The organism is Clostridioides sp. LIBA-6822 (genome assembly GCF_056688955.1).
Genome location: NZ_CP196995.1, coordinates 2,948,917 through 2,967,917, shown reverse-complemented (window position 1 = coordinate 2,967,917; position 19,001 = coordinate 2,948,917). Strand labels below are relative to the sequence as shown.

General features: G+C 28.4%; 13 protein-coding genes and 1 other annotated feature. Of the genes, 10 read left to right on the top strand and 3 right to left on the bottom strand.

Annotated elements, in window-relative coordinates; all coding sequences use genetic code 11:
• Positions 1–43 precede the first annotated feature (43 nt).
• Together ACTG48_RS14450 and ACTG48_RS14445 are read left to right on the top strand one after the other, a co-directional pair.
• Complete coding sequence (locus ACTG48_RS14450) at positions 44–691, top strand: M15 family metallopeptidase (RefSeq protein ID WP_021385434.1); 648 nt, start codon at positions 44–46, stop codon at positions 689–691.
• Positions 692–1,017: 326 nt separating this feature from the next.
• A complete protein-coding gene (locus ACTG48_RS14445) occupies positions 1,018–3,657 on the top strand; it encodes a cation-translocating P-type ATPase (protein WP_479917214.1) in 2,640 nt (879 codons plus the stop codon).
• Positions 3,658–3,708: 51 nt separating this feature from the next.
• On the opposite strand, the gene ACTG48_RS14440 is transcribed toward ACTG48_RS14445, so the two are convergent.
• A complete protein-coding gene (locus ACTG48_RS14440) occupies positions 3,709–4,812 on the bottom strand; it encodes a pyridoxal phosphate-dependent aminotransferase (RefSeq protein WP_021385535.1) in 1,104 nt (367 codons plus the stop codon).
• 360 nt (positions 4,813–5,172) lie between these two features.
• Here ACTG48_RS14440 and ACTG48_RS14435 point away from each other — a divergent pair, with 360 nt between their 5' ends.
• From ACTG48_RS14435 to ACTG48_RS14425, 3 genes are all read left to right on the top strand, one after another.
• The gene (locus tag ACTG48_RS14435; protein WP_021385490.1) at positions 5,173–5,994 is read left to right on the top strand and encodes a Cof-type HAD-IIB family hydrolase; all 822 of its coding nucleotides are present in this window, start codon (positions 5,173–5,175) and stop codon (positions 5,992–5,994) included.
• Positions 5,995–6,073: 79 nt separating this feature from the next.
• Positions 6,074–6,284 (top strand) — a binding site (T-box leader).
• An 87-nt stretch (positions 6,285–6,371) separates the two neighbouring features.
• On the top strand, positions 6,372–7,688 hold the full coding sequence (argH, locus tag ACTG48_RS14430; RefSeq protein WP_021385418.1) for an argininosuccinate lyase: 1,317 nt from the start codon (positions 6,372–6,374) through the stop codon (positions 7,686–7,688).
• Between the two features lie 250 nt (positions 7,689–7,938).
• Positions 7,939–8,277, top strand: a complete 339-nt coding sequence (locus ACTG48_RS14425) for a DUF2325 domain-containing protein (protein WP_021385441.1) — start codon at positions 7,939–7,941, stop codon at positions 8,275–8,277.
• Between the two features lie 134 nt (positions 8,278–8,411).
• Here ACTG48_RS14425 and ACTG48_RS14420 read toward each other — a convergent pair whose 3' ends face one another.
• Positions 8,412–9,698 carry a D-alanyl-D-alanine carboxypeptidase family protein gene (locus tag ACTG48_RS14420; protein WP_479917213.1) on the bottom strand — a complete coding sequence of 429 codons (1,287 nt, stop codon included), beginning with the start codon at positions 9,696–9,698 and terminating at the stop codon, positions 8,412–8,414.
• 79 nt (positions 9,699–9,777) lie between these two features.
• On the opposite strand from ACTG48_RS14420, the gene ACTG48_RS14415 reads away from it, so the two are divergent.
• The 5 genes from ACTG48_RS14415 (at position 9,778) to ACTG48_RS14395 (ending at position 17,841) form a co-directional block, all read left to right on the top strand.
• Positions 9,778–10,470 carry a helix-hairpin-helix domain-containing protein gene (locus ACTG48_RS14415; protein ID WP_021385472.1) on the top strand — a complete coding sequence of 231 codons (693 nt, stop codon included), beginning with the start codon at positions 9,778–9,780 and terminating at the stop codon, positions 10,468–10,470.
• A 91-nt stretch (positions 10,471–10,561) separates the two neighbouring features.
• Positions 10,562–11,608: a selenide, water dikinase SelD gene (gene selD, locus ACTG48_RS14410; protein WP_079747027.1), complete on the top strand. Its 1,047-nt coding sequence runs from the start codon at positions 10,562–10,564 to the stop codon at positions 11,606–11,608.
• A gap of 50 nt (positions 11,609–11,658) precedes the next feature.
• Positions 11,659–13,038 (top strand): L-seryl-tRNA(Sec) selenium transferase, encoded by a 1,380-nt coding sequence (gene selA, locus ACTG48_RS14405; RefSeq protein WP_044213781.1) that lies wholly within the window; start codon positions 11,659–11,661, stop codon positions 13,036–13,038.
• A 75-nt stretch (positions 13,039–13,113) separates the two neighbouring features.
• Positions 13,114–14,997 carry a selenocysteine-specific translation elongation factor gene (selB, locus tag ACTG48_RS14400; RefSeq protein WP_479917212.1) on the top strand — a complete coding sequence of 628 codons (1,884 nt, stop codon included), beginning with the start codon at positions 13,114–13,116 and terminating at the stop codon, positions 14,995–14,997.
• A gap of 105 nt (positions 14,998–15,102) precedes the next feature.
• Entirely contained in the window at positions 15,103–17,841 is a 2,739-nt protein-coding gene (locus tag ACTG48_RS14395; protein WP_021385433.1) for a PAS domain-containing sensor histidine kinase, read from the top strand.
• Between the two features lie 118 nt (positions 17,842–17,959).
• On the opposite strand, the gene manA is transcribed toward ACTG48_RS14395, so the two are convergent.
• Entirely contained in the window at positions 17,960–18,904 is a 945-nt protein-coding gene (gene manA / locus ACTG48_RS14390) for a mannose-6-phosphate isomerase, class I (protein WP_479917211.1), read from the bottom strand.
• Between the last annotated feature and the right edge of the window lie 97 nt (positions 18,905–19,001).

The window sequence follows — 19,001 nt, the reverse complement described above, 5'->3', positions numbered from 1 at the left end:
TGAAATTTTTCTGTATCAAATACTAATTATGGAGGTGTAGTATATGAAAAAGAAAACTTGTCTAGCCATAATTTTTGCTCTATGTATAGTTTTTGTAGGAATGTTTATTGATAGTTCTAGCGCAGGAAAGAAAATTATGATATCTGAATTAAGTAAATACAGGAGAGGCGTAAATGTATTAGCAATAAATAATATTATAGTAGCAAATAAGAAATATAGCTTACCGAAGGATTATTCTCCACAAGAGAGTAATGAAGCCAAAGATGCTTTTTATAAAATGAATAAAGAGGCTCAAAAGTCAGGATTAAATTTAAAAGCTTTTAGTACATATAGAAGTTATGAATATCAAGATAAATTATTTAAATCGTATGTAAAAGAACATGGAGAGAAAGAGGCAAATAGATTTTCAGCTAAGCCTGGAGAAAGTGAACATCAAACTGGACTTGCTTTTGATATTGGAGGAAATGACCAATCTAGTTGGGCAAATCAGAAGTTTAATAATACAAAAGAAGCTAAGTGGTTGTATGAAAATGCATATAAGTATGGTTTTATACTTAGATATCCAAAAGGTAAAGAGAATATAACTGGATATATGTATGAATCTTGGCATTATAGATATGTTGGGACTGAACATAGCAAAAACTTTGCAATGAATAACTTGACTTTAGAAGAATATTTACATATAGACTAAGTTATAATTTGTTAAATTTAGGTTAAAACAAAAAAATAAACTGGACTATCAATCATGTAAGATGATATAATGTAAATACAATTTAAGATAACTACTCGAAGGGGAGTAGCTTACACGAAAGTGGTAATTAATCGTCAAGACAGTAGAAATACTCGGTTAATTAGCAAGGAATTCCTTGATAGCAAGACCTTCAAAATAAGCATTAGGTATGTTTGTTTTGGGGTCTTTTTTTATTCAAGGAATTTTTATTTAAAAAAAATTTAAATTTCAAGTATACATAAGAGCCCCCAAACATAAAATAAATTTATTAAAGAGGAGGGCAACAAATGTCTTACAAAAGTACTTATCAAGAAGTAATTAAAAATTTAGACTCAAGCTTATCTGGTTTGAGTAAAGAAAGAGCAGAAGAGCTATTAGAAAAAAATGGAGCTAATGAATTAAAAGAAGCAGATAAAGTTCCTACGTATAAGCTTTTCTTAGAGAGTTTTAAAGACCCTTTAGTAATAATTCTATTAATAGCTGCTTTAGTACAAATATTTTTAGGTGAAACTGTTGAGTCTATAATAATTTTTGCAGTTATTATTATAAACTCTGTTTTAGGTGTCGTACAAACAAAGAAAGCAGAAAGTTCATTAGAAAGTTTGAAAAATTTATCTGCACCAAACGCAAAGGTAATAAGAGACAATAAAAAAATGACAATTCCAGCAAAAAATTTAGTAGTTGGAGATATTGTATTCTTAGAAGCTGGCGATTACATACCAGCAGATGGAAGACTTATAGAAGCACAATCTCTGAAGGTTGTAGAAGGTATGTTAACTGGAGAATCAGAGCCAGTTTTAAAGCATACAGAAAAAATAAGTGAAGATGTAAGTTTAGGTGACCAGAAGAATATGGTATTTAGTGGTGCCGTGGTTGTTTATGGTAGAGGTTCTTTTGTAGTAACTGGAATAGGTATGGATACTGAGATGGGTAAAATAGCAGGACTTTTAGAAAGTGCTGAAAATAAACTTACTCCATTACAACAAAAGATAGAGGATTTTAGTAAAAAACTTGGTGTAGGTATTGTAATACTTGCTCTTTTAATATTTATAATTCAAGTAGCAAGAAATTACTTTATGGCTGGAAATGGAGAAATGACACAAATCATTCTCGATTCATTCATGTTCTCTGTAGCAGTGGCAGTGGCAGCTATACCAGAAGCTTTGTCATCAATAGTAACGATAGTATTGGCTGTTGGAACAAACAGTATGGCGAAAAAACAAGCTATAATAAGAAAATTACCAGCAGTAGAAACTTTAGGTTCAACAAGTGTTATATGTACTGATAAAACAGGTACTCTTACACAAAATAAAATGACAGTTGTTGATTATTATATGTATGGAACTAACAATGATGAGTTAAATAAGGAAAAAGTAAACTATTCTTATCATGCTAAATTATTGACTATGGTTTCTACGTTATGTAATGATTCTCATATAACTAGTGATGGTAAAGAAGTTGGTGACCCAACAGAAGTAGCATTAATAAATTATTCAAGTAAAAATGATTTAGATTATGATAAATTAAGAAGTAAATATATTAGAATCAATGAAATACCCTTTGACTCAGATAGAAAGCTTATGTCTACTGTAAATAGCATATATGGAGACTATATAATGTTTACAAAAGGAGCTCCAGATATTGTATTTAGCAGATGTAAATACGCTTTAAAAAATGGTTTAAAAGTAGATATAACAGATGAGATAATAGAAGAATATAAGCATAAAAATGAAGAATTTTCAAATAGGGCACTTAGAGTATTGGCATTTGCAATAAAAGATGTTCCAGAAGAAGGTTTTACACCTTCAATTGACGACGAACATGATATGACTTTAGTTGGAATAATGGCAATGATAGACCCACCAAGAGAAGAAGTAATGGATGCTGTAAGAGAAGCAAAGAGTGCTGGTATAAAAACTGTTATGATAACTGGTGACCATAAAACAACAGCAGCGGCAATTGCAAAAGAAATTGGTATAATGGAAGAGGGAGACTTAGCCCTTACTGGAAAAGAACTTGATGCTTTAAGTGAAGAAGAATTATATAAAAAACTAGAAAGTATAAGTGTATATGCTAGAGTTTCACCAGAAAATAAAATTCGTATAGTAAAAGCATGGCAACATAAAAATAATATAACTGCTATGACTGGTGATGGTGTAAATGATGCACCAGCATTGAAACAAGCAGATATAGGAATAGGTATGGGAAGTGGTACTGATGTGGCAAAAGATGCATCTGCCATGGTACTAGTTGATGATAACTTTGCAAGTATAGTAAATGCTGTTGAAGTTGGTAGAACAGTATACAGCAATATAATAAAAGCAATTACTTATTTGTTTGCAGGAAACTTAGGAGCTATAGTGGCTATATTGTTTGCAGTATTTGCAGGTTGGTCAAATCCATTTACAGCTTTACAACTTTTATTTATAAACTTAGTAAATGACTCTTTACCAGCAATTGCATTGGGATTTGAAAAGTCAGAAAAAAATATAATGAATAAACCTCCTAGACATCCAGATGAAAGTATACTAGCAGGAGGAACATTGAAGGCAGTAGCTATAAGAGGGTGTATAATAGGTATAGTTACAATAATTGCACAATATATAGGATTACAAGTGTCTCCAGAACTTGGAGTAGCTATGGCATTCTCAACATTGATATTAGCTAGAATAATGCAGACATTACCTGCACGTTCTAATAATCAAACAGTAATAAAGCTAGGTTTTTTCAGTAATAAATATGTTATAGGAGCAGTTTTAATTTGCTTTGGGCTTTACTCTTTAACACTAATACCAGTGTTAAGAGGTATATTCTCTATACCAACAGTATTTGGACTATATCAATTAGGAATTTGTTTAGGTTTAGCATTACTTTCATCAATATTAATGGAGCTTAACAAGTTAATTAATAGAAATACAGTAAAATAATTAAAAAATCAAAGGGGCATATTGGTTTTAACAATATGCCCCTTATATAATTTACTCTATATTATCAATTATTTGGAATGCTTTTATAACTTCAGGAAGTTCTTTTTCTTCAGGCATTCTAAATCTTATAAAATTTTTATCAAGCCCAGTGAAGTCACTACCAGATATAACTCTTATTTTTAACTTTGCAAATTCTTGTTGTAAATCTACATCTTTGTTTTTATGTTCAACTGTCATTATTGATACAGTATCATTAGTTTCAGCTATATTAAGGTTTTTCCATGGAATTAATAACTGATTTTTTATAGCTTGTGTTTTTTCCTTTAATTCTTCTATAAATTGAACATCATCTAATAAATTGGCTGCAATACTACGAGATATTTCAGATACTTCGTAAGGAGTAGAAATCTTTTTAATAGGGTCAACAAGTTCTTTTGGAAGAACTGCATATCCTGCTCTTAGTCCTGCTAGACCAAAACCTTTTGAAAATGTTTTTAAGACAATTACATTATCGTAATTATTTAGAAGTTTTACAGCTGAATTTTCTTTTGGCATGTATTCACCATAAGCTTCATCTACCATAACTGCGATATTATATTTAGATGCTTCTTTTACTATGTTTTCAATTGATGATAAAGGTATAATTTGTCCTGTAGGATTGTTTGGATTGTCTATGTAAATTACTTTGTATTCTGGATTTATTTTTTCAATAAATTCTTTTTCATTAAATTTGAAATTATCCTCTTTCTTTAAAAGAACATAATCATAAATAGCTCCATGCATTTTTATGTCTGTCTCATATTCTGAGAATTGAGGTGAATATCCTAAAACCTTATCTCCTTTTTCAACAAATAGTCTATTTAAAAGGTAAATAACATGTATAGAGCCATCTGCCAAACAAATTCTATCAATGTCTAATGTTATGAAGTCTTTCCAATAATCAACTATATTGTCCTTTAAGGCAATTGAATGAGGGTATCCTCTTATCATATCAAATTCTAGAGCATTAAAAGCTTCTACAGCTTTATCTGAGTAAGATACTGTATTTATTCCTTCACCACAGTCTATCTCAAATACATTTTCTGAATGCCCAGATTCTATTGCATAACTTTTTTTCAACTGCATTTCAATAGCTTTGTTAATTTTTAATTTCATAGTTTATCACTCCTTATTTAGTCAATAGTAAATGTTATAAAAGTCGCTAGATTTAAAATATTATGAAAATATATAATAGTAAAAAACGAATATAAATATTATAATAGCTCACTTTATTTAATATGATTATATATCATATATTGTAAAATTTCTAGCATTATAAGACTATAAATTGAAAATATTCAGAAAAATACTACAAGAAACGATTTATTTTGCTCTTAAAATGAGTTAAATGGATGTTATTAATTTTGTAAATTGAAATAGTTTAAGTATAAAGTTATGATATAATCTAATAAGGGTAATTCTTTAGATTATATTAAGGAAATAGAGGTATACAATAAAAAGTTATGGAGTTGGATTATGGGATATAAATTAATTGTAACAGATATGGATGGAACTTTATTAGGAAATAATCATAAGGTTACAGATGAAAATAAAACTGCACTACAAGAAGTTATAGAGTGCGGTATTAATGTAACTTTAGCAACAGGAAGAGCCTTCGATTCAGCTAAATGCAATGTAGATTTTCTTAAAGAAGATATGCCAATAATAGCTTGTAATGGTTCATTGATAAGAGAGCAAAATGGAAATATAATATATTCAAATAAAATTGACACAGCAACATGTTTAAATATCTTAGATGTATTGGACAAATACGATATTTACTATCAGTGTAATAGTATAGATTCTATGCTTTCAAGAAAAATAGAGGGACGTGAGGACAAGTTAAGTATATTTTTAGGTAATGAGACAGAAGTAATTGTAAAAGACGATTTAAGAGATGAAATTTTAAAAAATGATATACTAAAATTTGTAATCATAGAAGAAAAAAATCCTTCTATTTTAGATGAGATAAGAAAAGAATTGATAAAGGTTCAAGGTATAAAGATAACTTCTTCATGGCCAAACAATATTGAAGTTATGAATGAAGGTGTTGATAAAGGCAATGCAGTTAAGTTTTTAGCTGAAAAGATGAATATAGATAGGGAAGATATAATTGCATTTGGAGATAATTATAATGATATAGAGATGATAAAATTTGCTGGTCTTGGAATAGCTATGGGAAATGCAGAAGAATTAATTAAACAAGAAGCTGATTATGTTACAGATACCAATCAAGATAGTGGAGTTGCAAAAGCAATTTATAAATTCTTAGAGTTAAAAAAATCACTTAGCTCTTAAAAAAGGTATATACAGGAAAAAAGAGGTTGACTATTTTATTGATAGTAATTATAATACAAATAGATAAAACATAAAAAACTTAGATTCAGTGAAGAAGAGAGTAGATATAAAGAAAATCTCAGCGAGTTAGGAATGGTGTGAGCCTAATGATAACACTTTATATTGAAAAGAGCTTTGGAGAATACTACTTGAAATTTAGTATGGTAGTAGGTAATCTCGCCTTAAGAGAATAGAGTGGGTAAACTTTGTTTATCAACTAGAGTGGTAACACGGAATATTTCGTCTCTTGGTCTTTTTGACCAAGAGATTTTTTAATTTTAACTTAGATGTAAATATTATAATTAAAATAAAAAAATTTAAAATATGAGGTGAAAGGTATGAAATTATGGGGTGGACGCTTTAGAAAAGCCGAAAATCAACTTATGGAAGAATTTAATAAATCTTTTGGTTATGACTGTGTACTGTACAAAAAAGATATTGAAGGAAGTATAGCACATGTCCATATGCAGGTAAAATGTGGTCTTTTAACAGAGGAAGAAGGAAAGACGATAACAGAAGGATTAAAAGGGATACTTGAAGATGTAGAAAATGGAAAGTTAGCATTAGATGGAGAATATGAAGATATACATAGCTTTACTGAGATAAATTTAATTCAAAGAATTGGCGATGTTGGTAAGAAACTTCATACAGCACGTAGCAGAAATGACCAAGTTGCAGTTGACATGAGATTGTATGCTAAAGAAAAGGCAAATGATTTGGTGGATTTAATATCTGAGTTTAAAGCAACTATAAAAGATGTTGCTGATAAAAATCCAGTGATGATGCCAGGTTATACTCATCTTCAAAGAGCACAAGTAGTAACATTTAAACATCACTTGATGGCGTATTATAGTATGTTTGATAGAGATGAGAAAAGAATAAAAAATGCTATAGAAATATTAGATGAATCACCTTTAGGTTGTGGAGCTTTGGCAGGAACTACACACGATATAGATAGAAATATAACTTGTGAACAATTAGGATTTAAAAAAGTAGTAGATAATTTTATGGATGGAGTAAGTGATAGAGATTATTTATTAGAGTTAATGAGTGATTTTTCGATTATTATGATGCACTTAAGTAGATTAAGTGAAGAATTGATACTTTGGAGTTCTCAAGAATTTGGATTTGTTGAGATAGATGATTTATATACTACAGGGAGTAGTATAATGCCTCAAAAGAAAAATCCTGATGGAGCAGAACTTATAAGAGGAAAGACTGGAAGAGTATATGGAAATCTGTTTGGTCTTTTTACAGTAATGAAGGGTATACCATTAGCATATAATAAAGATATGCAAGAAGATAAGGAAGGCTTTTTCGATAGTGTACATACTATTGAAATGTGCATACAGATAATGGATAGAATGATAGCTACATTAAAGGTAAATGAAGATAAAATGAAACAAGCAGTAAAGAATGGATTTTTAAATGCAACAGAAGTTGCTGATTACTTGGTTAAAAATAATGTTGCTTTTAGAGATGCTCATGGAATAGTAGGAAGTATCGTTATATATTGTGAAGACAATAAAAAGGCAATAGAAGATTTAACATTAGAAGAATTACATAAGTTTTCAGATGCATTTAAGGAAGATATTTATGATTTTATCGACTATGAGAGTATATTAAATAAAGGAATAAAAAAGAATTTAAAATAATACATTAAATTTCAAAAAGCTGTAAATTTGGGTGATACATTCAAATCTACAGCTTTTTTGTATAAAAATTTATTATATGTAAAAGTAGTAAGTTTAAAAAGAGTAATATTGGAAATAAATATAAGTAAAAAATTTTATTATTAAAATGATAATTAATATCAATAAGTATTGACAAATTTATTTCTAGATACTATTATATATAATATAAATAATAATGAAAATCAATATCAAATAAATGGGAGGAAATCTAATGAACTTATTAGTGATTGGTGGCCATGAAAGAATGGAAAAAGATTATATGGTTATGGCCAAGAAAAAAGGTTATAAGACAAAGGTATATACCACTATGTCTTCTAAATTAAATAACTCTATAGGAAAACCAGATGCAGTTGTTATACTCACATCAACAGTTTCACATAAGATGTCTAGAACGGTTGAGTCTCAAGCTAAAAAACAAGATATATTAATTGTAAGACATAAAAATAGTAGTAAGGTAGCATTTAATGAATGTCTAGATATGGTCGATGAATGTCTTGGAAATTGTTCAAAATGTAAACTTAATGATAAACAAAAACAGAAAAATACATAAATATAAATTAAAGGTACTGGCATAGTATTTATATTTAATAATCTTGAGAGCTTTTCTCAATAAATTAAATACATATTACTATAACAGTACCTATTTTATAAGAAGAAATAGATTTGATTTTTTTCTTATAATTACTATTTTTTCTTATTTCTTTTGGATTTTTTTCTATTATTTTTCTTCTTGATACTTGAAGCTATTATAAATAAAATTAAAAGTATTAAAATTCCTGCAACAATCTTAACTAAAGTCATTAAAGTATCATTACTAGTTATAAATGGAATACTACTATCAAGATTATTTTTTGCAACTAGGTCTATACTATTTTCTAGCTTACCAGCATTATATATATTCAAAGTACCGACCTTAGCTCCCTTTTTTATAGGTAAATCAATTTTGTTTAGTTCTGTTTTAACATCATAGTTACTTTGAGATTCATTTTTTCCTAAAAATATCTTATAACTATTTTTTGGTTCATAAACTAATTCATGCTGTTTTGTAAATAGTACTTTTTTAGTATCAGCATATTTTTTCTTATCAACAATAGTGGCACACTTAAAATTATCAAATCCATAATCAATTAAGATTCGTGAGTCTAAATATAAATCAGCATTAGTTGAGTTAAAGACAGCAGAGATAACTCTTCTTTCATCTTTTACAGCACTAGATAAAAGACATTTACCAGCAGCATCAGTAAATCCAGTTTTTATACCATCAACTATATCATATTTTATATCTATAGGTTGACCTTTATATGTAATCTTAGCATGTGATGTCAAAAACTTATTAGTGTTTACAAAATATCTTTCATAAGGGTATGCTTTTGTAGCCTCAAATTTAAGTGACTTAGTCTTTACAATTTGTCTAAAAATATCATTATGCATGGCTTCTCTGGCTATAAGAGCCATATCATGAGCTGTAGTGTAATGATTAGGGTCAGGTAATCCATGAGGATTATTAAAGTGAGTATTATTAGCTCCAATTTTTTTTGCCTCAGAATTCATAAGGTCAACAAATTTTTGGACATCTCCACCACCCACATATCTGGCTAATACAAAAGCGGCATCATTAGCAGAATGAACTAAAAGAGCATTTAGTAACTCTTTTACAGTAAAAGATTCTCCTTCTTTTAGATACATACTAGAACCATCTATTTGAGGTAGATTTTTAATCTCTATTACTTGATTTAAATCTTTAACCTTTTTTAGAACTAGGCAAGCTGTCCATGCTTTAGTTGTTGAAGCTGGATAAAGTTTGGAATCTCCATCTTTATTGTATAATATTTTCCCAGTTTCGTAGTCCATTAAAACTGCATGTTTAGCAACTATAGCTGGTTCATCATCTGCAAAAGAGATATTAGAACTTCCTAAAAATGAAGTGAATATCAATAAACAGATTAATAAAAGTGATAAATTTCTTTTCATTGTGAACCTCCAAATTTTAAATTCATCTTTTAGTATAGCATATATTTGTCAATAATTAAAAGAAAGGAGTGGTTAATATATGAAAAAAAAGGTAAAAATTATTTCATTTTTTGTTTTCTGTTTTTTAATATTATCATCACTAATCGTTTATAAATCAAATATTTTTAAAGATGATGTATATGTTGTAAGTAAAAAAAATTCACCTAATGAGAAAAATCGTAATGTAGAGGACTCAATTAAAAATGAAGATAATAGTCACAATAAAGTAGTTAAAGACATAGATAAAAGTGTTCAAAATAATAAAATTACTATATACATAAGTGGGGCAGTAAATAGACCAGGAATTGTAACTATAGAACCAGATAAGAGACTTTATGATGCTGTAGAATTACTGGGAGGAACAACGAGTGAGGCTGATTTAAATGGAGTTAATTTATCCATAAAGCTGGAAGATGAGCAACATTACATAATACCTAAAATAGGTGAGACGATATCTGTAACAAGCAATAATGATTCTAACAAATCAAATCAAAAAAGCGAATCTGAAAATAAAGATAATGAAAATACATCTAAAGAAGCAAAGATAAACATAAATGTAGCTACAATAGAAGAATTAGATTCTTTACCTGGAGTTGGAGAAGCTACAGCTAATAAAATTTTACAGCATAGAGAAGACAATGGACAGTTTAGTTCAATCGAAGATATAAAAAATGTAAATGGTATTGGAGATAAAAAATATGAAAATATAAAAGATTTAATTTGTGTAGACTAAAATATAATACAAAACTTACTTATAGATATGGTATTATAAATATGTATGTATATGTGTGTATATGTGGAAATTTAGTAAAGGAGGCACTTTTATGAAAAAAGAACAAAAAAAACTTACAGAGATGACAACAGCAGGTGGTTGAGCCGCTAAAATAGGGCCAGAGGTTCTGGCATCAGTTTTATCTCAATTACCTAAAAATGATAATATAGAAAACCTATTAGTAGGATTAGATACAGCAGATGATGCTGCTGTTTATAAATTAAATGATGATATGGCACTTATTCAGACATTAGACTTCTTTACACCAATGGTAGACGACCCATATGTATTTGGACAGATTGCTGCATCAAATTCTCTATCAGATGTATATGCTATGGGAGGCAAACCTTTGGTTGCAATGAATATTGTTTGTTTTCCATCATGCCATGATATGAATGTGCTTGCAGAAATATTAAAGGGTGGATTTGATAAAGTAAAAGAAAGTGGAGCACTTTTAGTTGGAGGACATACTGTAGATGACAAGGAGCCTAAGTATGGTCTTTCGGTTTCTGGGATTGTAAATCCAAATAAAGTTTTGTCAAATGCCACTGCAAAGCCTGGTGATAAGTTAATTATAACAAAACCAATTGGAGTAGGTGTGTTAAATACTGCTATGAAAGAAGGTATGGTAGAACAATACATAGCAGATAAAGTAATAGAAATAATGATACATTTAAATAAATATGCAGCGATGAGTTTTGATAAATTTGATGTAAATTCAGTTACAGATATAACTGGATTTGGTTTACTTGGTCATACTTTAGAAATGGCTAAAGCCTCTGAAGTAAGTATTGAAATTGAATCAAATAATGTACCAATCATTGAAAGTGCAATAGAAATGGCACAAATGGGAATTATACCTGCGGGTATGTACAAAAACATGCATTATGTATCTAAAGATGTAGAAATTGTAGGAGATGTGGAAGTAGCAGTTCAAGATATTTTATACGACCCACAAACATCAGGTGGGCTATTAATTTCTGTAAAAGAAGAACTTGCAGAAGAACTTGTGAGAGATATGAAATTAAATGGAGCAATAGAAGCAAAGATTATAGGGTCTGTAGTTCCAAAAGGGGAAAAATATATTACCGTTTTATAAAATATTATAGAGAAAGAGTGATTGTTTTGAGCAAAAGAGAATTGTTTGCAATGTTGCCTTCAGTTGATGAAGTATTAAGTGATAATAGAATTGTAGAAATAATAAATGAATATCCTAGAAGCTTAGTTTTAGAATCTGTTAGAGAAATAATAGATTCTAAAAGACAGTTTATATTAAGATTAAAAGAAGATGCATCAAATTCTGTAACAATAGAATTTGATGAAATAATAGAATCTGCGATAGACAGGGTTAAATTAAATTACTCACTATCATTAAAAAAAGTTATAAATGCAACTGGTACAGTTATTCATACAAATTTAGGTAGGTCTTTACTGAGTGAAGATATAAAAGATGAATTATGGTGTGCTGCCTCAAGGTACTCAAACTTAGAATACGATTTGGATAATGGAGAAAGAGGTTCAAGATATTCTCATTTAACTAGTACAATAAAAAGACTTACTGGTGCAGAAGATGTACTAGTTGTAAATAATAATGCCGCAGCAGTACTTCTTGTACTTAGCACAATGGCTAAAGGTGGAGAAGCAATTGTATCTCGTGGAGAGCTAGTTGAGGTAGGTGGTTCGTTTAGAATTCCAAGTATAATGGCTCTTAGTGGTGCAGAGCTTGTTGAAATTGGTTCAACTAATAAAACTCATTTAAAAGATTATAAAGAGGCTATTACAGAGGATACAAACGTATTAATGAAAGTTCATACAAGTAACTATAGAATTATGGGATTTACAGAGAGTGTTTCTATAGAAGAACTAGTTAATTTAGGCAAAAAGTATAAACTGCCTGTAATAGAAGACCTAGGAAGTGGAGTATTTATAGACTTATCAAAATATGGATTATCTTATGAACCAACTGTATTAGATTCTATACGACAAGGTGCAGATGTAGTAACTTTTAGTGGTGATAAGATGCTTGGAGGTCCACAAGCAGGTATTATAGTTGGTAAAAAAGAGTATATAGAAAAAATGAAGAAAAATCAGCTTACTAGAGCTCTTAGAGTTGATAAACTTACAATATGTGCTCTTGAAGCAACCTTGAGAATGTATTTAGATGAGACAAAGGCAATAGAAAATATACCTACTTTAAAAATGTTAACATATAAGATGGAAGAATTAGAAGTAAAAGCAGATAAGCTATTTGAAAAAATAACTGCTTTAAATTTAAATGCTAGTATAAATATAGAAGATGGATTTTCACAAGTAGGAGGAGGGTCAATGCCTCTTGAAACTATAAGTACAAAGGTAGTAACAATAACTCCTGAGCATATAAATGTGTCATCTTTAGAAAAGAAGTTAAGACTTAGTGAAGCACATATAATCGCTAGAGTATATGATAATAAATATGTACTAGATGTAAGAACTATATTTGATGATGAGTTTGATGTGATTGTTGAAGAATTAAGAAAAGCATTTAATTAAATAAATTTTAGATAATATTGATATTGAATTTAATTTGAGAAGTAGAAGTATTGAAGTTTGGATAGGGGGCAAAAAATGAAAAATGTAGTAATTGGAACGGCAGGTCATATTGACCATGGAAAAACAACTCTTATAAAAGCATTGACAGGAAGAGAAACTGATACATTAGATGAAGAAAAAAAGAGAGGTATTTCAATAAATCTAGGATTTACTTATTTTGATTTACCAAATAATAAAAGAGCAGGTATTGTAGACGTACCAGGACATGAGAAGTTTATAAAAAATATGCTAGCTGGAGCATCAGGTCTTGACATAGTATTACTTGTTGTAGCAGCAGACGAAGGAGTTATGCCACAAACAGTTGAGCATTTAGATATTTTAAGCTTTTTAAATATAAAAAATGGAATAGTGGTTCTAACTAAGTCTGATACTGTAGACGAAGAATTTAGAGAATTGGTAAAAGAAGATATTTGTGAAAAAATAAAAGGAACTTTTCTTGAAAACGCAGAAATAATTGAAGTTGATTCTGTATCTAAAAAAGGTATAGATACCCTTATTGAAAAAATAGATAAAATGAGTGATGATATAGAAGATAAAAACGAAAATTCTCCATCGAGACTTAATATAGACAGAGTATTTTCAATAAAAGGATTTGGTACTGTAATAACAGGAACTTTAATAGAAGGAAAGATAAGTATAGAAGATGATTTGATTATATATCCACAAGTGTTAAAAACAAAGATAAGAAGTATACAGGTTCATGGAGAAAATAAAGATACAGCTTATGCAGGGCAAAGAACAGCAATCAATATATCAAATGTAAAAGTGGAAGATATAAAAAGAGGAGATGTTTTGGCTGCACCAAATTCATTAGAAGAATCAATGATGTTAGATGTGAAATTATCATTGGTAAACCATTTGGACAAAGGGTTAAAACATTGGGATAGATTAAGATTGTATCATGGTACTAGAGAAATACTTTGTAGAGCAGTTCCACTAGATAAAGAATTAATTGAAAGTGGAGAGAGTGGATATGTTCAGTTAAGACTTGAAGAAAGTATAGTATCCAAAAAAGGTGATACCTTCGTAGTTAGACGCTATTCTCCAATGGAAACTATTGGTGGAGGTGTAATAATCGACCCATCTCCTAAAAAACATAAGAGATTTGATGAAAAGGTTATAGAAGCATTAAAAATAAAAGAAAAAGGCGAACTTAAAGATATAATAGAAGAATACTTAAAGAGGAACCTAAAAAATTATCCAAATATAAAAGAAATAATGAGTTATAGTGGTGCCCATGAAGAGCAGGTAAAAAAAGCTCTTGAAACACTTATATCGGAAAGTAAAGTATTTATTATAGGCAATATGTATATGCATATAAATCAATATAACAAATTAAAAGAAAATATAGTAAATCTTTTAAATGAATACCATAAGAAATATAGATTGAGAAAAGGAATATTAAAAGAAGAAGTAAGGTCTAAAATAGAAAGTAATTTTAAGACTAGAGAAATGGATATTTTATTAGAAAGATTATCTACAGAAAATATCATAAAAATAGAAAATAATATAGTATCTCTATTTGATTTTGAGGTTGTTTTAAATGACAAGCAAAAAGAAATCGCAAAGAAGATAGAAAAAAGATTAAAATCATGTGGAGTTTCTTCTATATTGACAATAGATGAAGTTTCTGAAGGAAATAATAACTATGCTGAAGTATTAGAGTCAATGATAGGTAATAAGGTAGAGAAATTAGATGATTTGTATGTAATGGACAAAGACATTTATGAAAATGCAAAAAATACTTTGATAAATTATATAAAAGAAAATAAAGAGATAACACTAGGAGAATACAGAGATTTGATTGATTCTAGTAGAAAAAATTGCATGATTATATTGGAAAACTTCGATAGAAACAAGATAACTAAGAGGGTAGAAAACAAAAGAATTTTGTTTTAGCGGAAAATGTCTGTTTTTGCTTTGAGGTATAAAGAAGGAATTATAATGTCGAGTATCGTATAAATTAATTAGTATAAAATATTAATTAAGAGGAAGTGTAAAGTATTGAAGAATATAATACCTGATGTAAATCCAGATATAAAAGAAAGAGAAAATATGAGCCTTTTATTTATAATAATGGGCTCAGTACTTTTATTCTTTATTATAAAAGATACAGATAAATATGAAACTTTGTTACATGCAATATATGCCATATTTTTAATAGCCACAGGAATGGTTATATTTAATACTACAAAATTTAAAGTAGATTCATTTTCTACATTTTTAGGATTAATTTTTACCGCTACTGGAGCATTAGAATGTATATATTTATTTAATTGCTTAGGAATTAGAACAGAGTCTATAATTGGTACTAATATTACAATATCAGCAATAACCGATTTATTTCCTATACTTGGTGTATACTTAAGTTTTAAATTTGTTAAGGATAATAAACAAATTAATTCAAGTGTAATTTTATTCATAACAAGTGTGGCTTTAACAGTAGCATCTTTATTCATAATATCTGGAATAGTTGAATCTCTAGGAAAAGATAGATTACATTATTCTTTAGGCATTGTAACATCTGTGTTTATGATAATTACTTCCATTGTAAGTGGAATTGAATTAAATTCAAGTTCAAATGAAAGTAAATGGGAATATAATGAAAAAAAATTTTTTAATAGAATAATAATAATAATAATTTTATCAAGGGTTCCAAATTTATTGCATATAATGATTGCTAATAGACATGTAGAGGGGATATTATCGCAGATAATAATAAATGTAGCCTTATATTATTTATATAATTACATAGTGTCTAAGAATATTAAGAAAACAGCATTAGAATTACATGACACAAATGAAGAATTAACAATAAAAACAGAAAGCCTAAAAGAAAAGAACAAAAAATTAATCTATGAAACAGAAAAGATAGAAGAACTTAAAGAAATACTTATAAGAAGAGAATCTAGACTACAATCTACTTTAGATGTTGCAGTAAATAGTATAGTTGTGTTTAGTAAAGATGGAGAAATTACATATGCAAACAAGAGTTTTAGAAACATTTTTGGAGATTATAAAGAACAGGATAAATTAGGTGATAAAATAAAAAATTTCCACGATTTAATAGAAAGTATTCATTCTGTATTTGATAATGAAAAGAACGTGGAAAAGTTTATTAATACAAGCGATAACAAGGTTTATCAAGCCATATTTGCTCCTTTAATTATTGCTTCTCAAATAGAAGGTGTATTATGTGTATTAAAAGATAAGACTAAGAAAAAGGAATATGAACATAAGCTTATTGAAGCAAATAAGAGAAGCAGAGATTTTTTAGAAAGTGTTGGTGACGGGATAGTAGTACTTGAAGGTAGCAATAAAATATATGTGAATAATGCATGTAGGGAAATTTTTAAAAGTAACTTAGAAAGTATTGATTTCTCTTCAATATGCAAAAGTGAAGAGAGCATAGAAAAAAGATACTTAATAAATGGGGAAGTAAAGTATGTTGAAATGAGTTTTTCACAGTATACTAATGCTGGAACAGATAAAACCATTATTGTAATACGTGATACAACTTCTCGAAAAATATCTCAAATAAAACTTGAAGAAAGTCAATCATCTTATTCAAGATTTATAGATATATTACCTGATGGGATATGTCTACTAAAAGATAATTTAAGTATAAATTATGCAAATAAGTCATTTTTAGATATGCTATCTTTTACAAATATAGATGATATAAAAGACTCTAACATTAAGTTATTAATGAATGCAAATACTGAAGAAAAAATGAAATTTACTGATAATATGGCTAAGGTTTTAAATGAAAATAGAAGTGTATTTTTATTAGAGTATGAGTTGATAAATAGTTATGATGATATAGTAGAAGTAGAATTAAGTGCATTACCTTTTGCTATATATAATACTAGATACATAATGCTTATTATAAAAGACTTAGCACATAAAAAATATTCTGAACAAGCAGAAAAAGAACTGCTTGAAAGATTTAAAACAGATAAAATAAAAACTGAGTTTTTCGCAAATATGTCTCATGAGTTAAAAACTCCACTAAATGTTATATCAAGTTCAAATCAATTAGTAGACTCTTTCTATAGAAGTGAAAAGATAAAAGACTACAACAATAATATTAAGTCTCATGTAGATTTAGTGAGACAAAGCTCTTATAGACTTCAAAGACTAATAAATAATATTATAGATTTAACAAAGATGGAGTCTGGATTCTATACACTAAAACTTGCAAAATACAATATTGTATCTGTAATAGAAGATTTATTTATGAATATAGAAGAGTATACAAGTAGGAAAGATATAAAAATTCTATTTGATACAGAGCTTGAAGAAATTAATGTCTATATAGACAAGGTTGAAATTGAGAGAATCATATTGAATCTATTGTCAAATTGTATTAAGTTTACTGACAATGGAGGATGGATATACGTAAATATTTATTATAAAATAGATAAGGTAATGATAAGTGTAAAAGATACTGGAGTTGGAATACCTCAAGATAAACTAGAATTGATTTTTGAAGAATTTTCACAAGTTGATAAGACATTATCTAGAAATACTGAAGGAAGTGGAATAGGCCTTGCTATAGTTAAGAACCTAGTAAGTCTTCATGGTGGAGATATAGAAGTAATAAGTGAAGTGAACAAAGGGACAGAGTTCTTAATTTCACTTCCAATGAAGAGTTTTAATAGTGAACATTATACAGAAGATAAGAGAATATATAATATTCAAGAAAAAATAAAAATAGAATTTTCTGATATATATTATTAAAGACTCTTATAAACAAATCCTAAATCAAAATACTATGTGTTTTAGTAAGTATTTTATAAAGAATAGGCTATCATAAAGTAAGTTATTATGATAGCCTATTTTTAGTTATATTTTATATCTAGATATGGGAGCATATAATCTCCAAATTACCTTCAAAGCTAAAATCTCCAAAGTTATTTGGTAATATGAAATGCATACCCTTTTTTAAATCATATTCTACAGAATTGTGTATTAGTTTTCCATTTCCCTCCAACACACTATATAAGGAAAAAGGTGTATTATGTGTAAAATTACATTTTCCAAAGATATCTAATTTATAAACACTAAAAAATTCATTTGATACAAATGTTGTGCATTTAAAGTCTGATGTTGATACAGTTTTATAATCAGTATCAAGATTTATATGAGGAACATTCGTAACATCTATGGATTTTTGAACATGAAGTTCACGTTTGTTGCCTGAATTGTCAGTTCTATCATAATCATAAACTCTATAAGTAGTGTCTGAATTTTGTTGAGTTTCTAAAATTAATGTTCCTCTACATATGGCATGTATAGTACCACTAGGAACGTAGAAAAAGTCTCCTTTTTTTATATTAACCTTTCTAAGCAGTTTATCCCATTCATTGTTATTTATCATATCTACAAACTCTTTATGAGATTTTGCATTATGACCTATGATAATTTCTGCATCATCAGAACAATCTATTACATACCAACATTCTGTCTTACCCAACTCTCCATTTTCGTTTTTCTTTGCATATTCATCATTTGGATGAACTTGAACTGATAAATTATCATTTGCATCTAATATTTTTGTAAGCAAAGGAAATTTATCTCCAGGTGTATTTCCAAATAATTCTCTATTTTTGTCCCACAATTCAGATAGACTTTTACCTTTATATGCTCCATTTTCTATTAAGCAATCTCCATTTTTATGAGAACTTATAGCCCAACATTCACCAGTTGTTGGCGAATTTATTTCATAATTAAATTTATCTTTAAGTGCAGTACCACCCCATATTCTATCCATAAAAATAGGTTTTAAAAATAATGGTTCCATAATCTTGTTCCTCCTATGATATTAAATTTATCCTACAAATAATTATATATAAATAGATTATAAAATCAATAGTAAAAAAGTTTTGTCCCTTGAAATG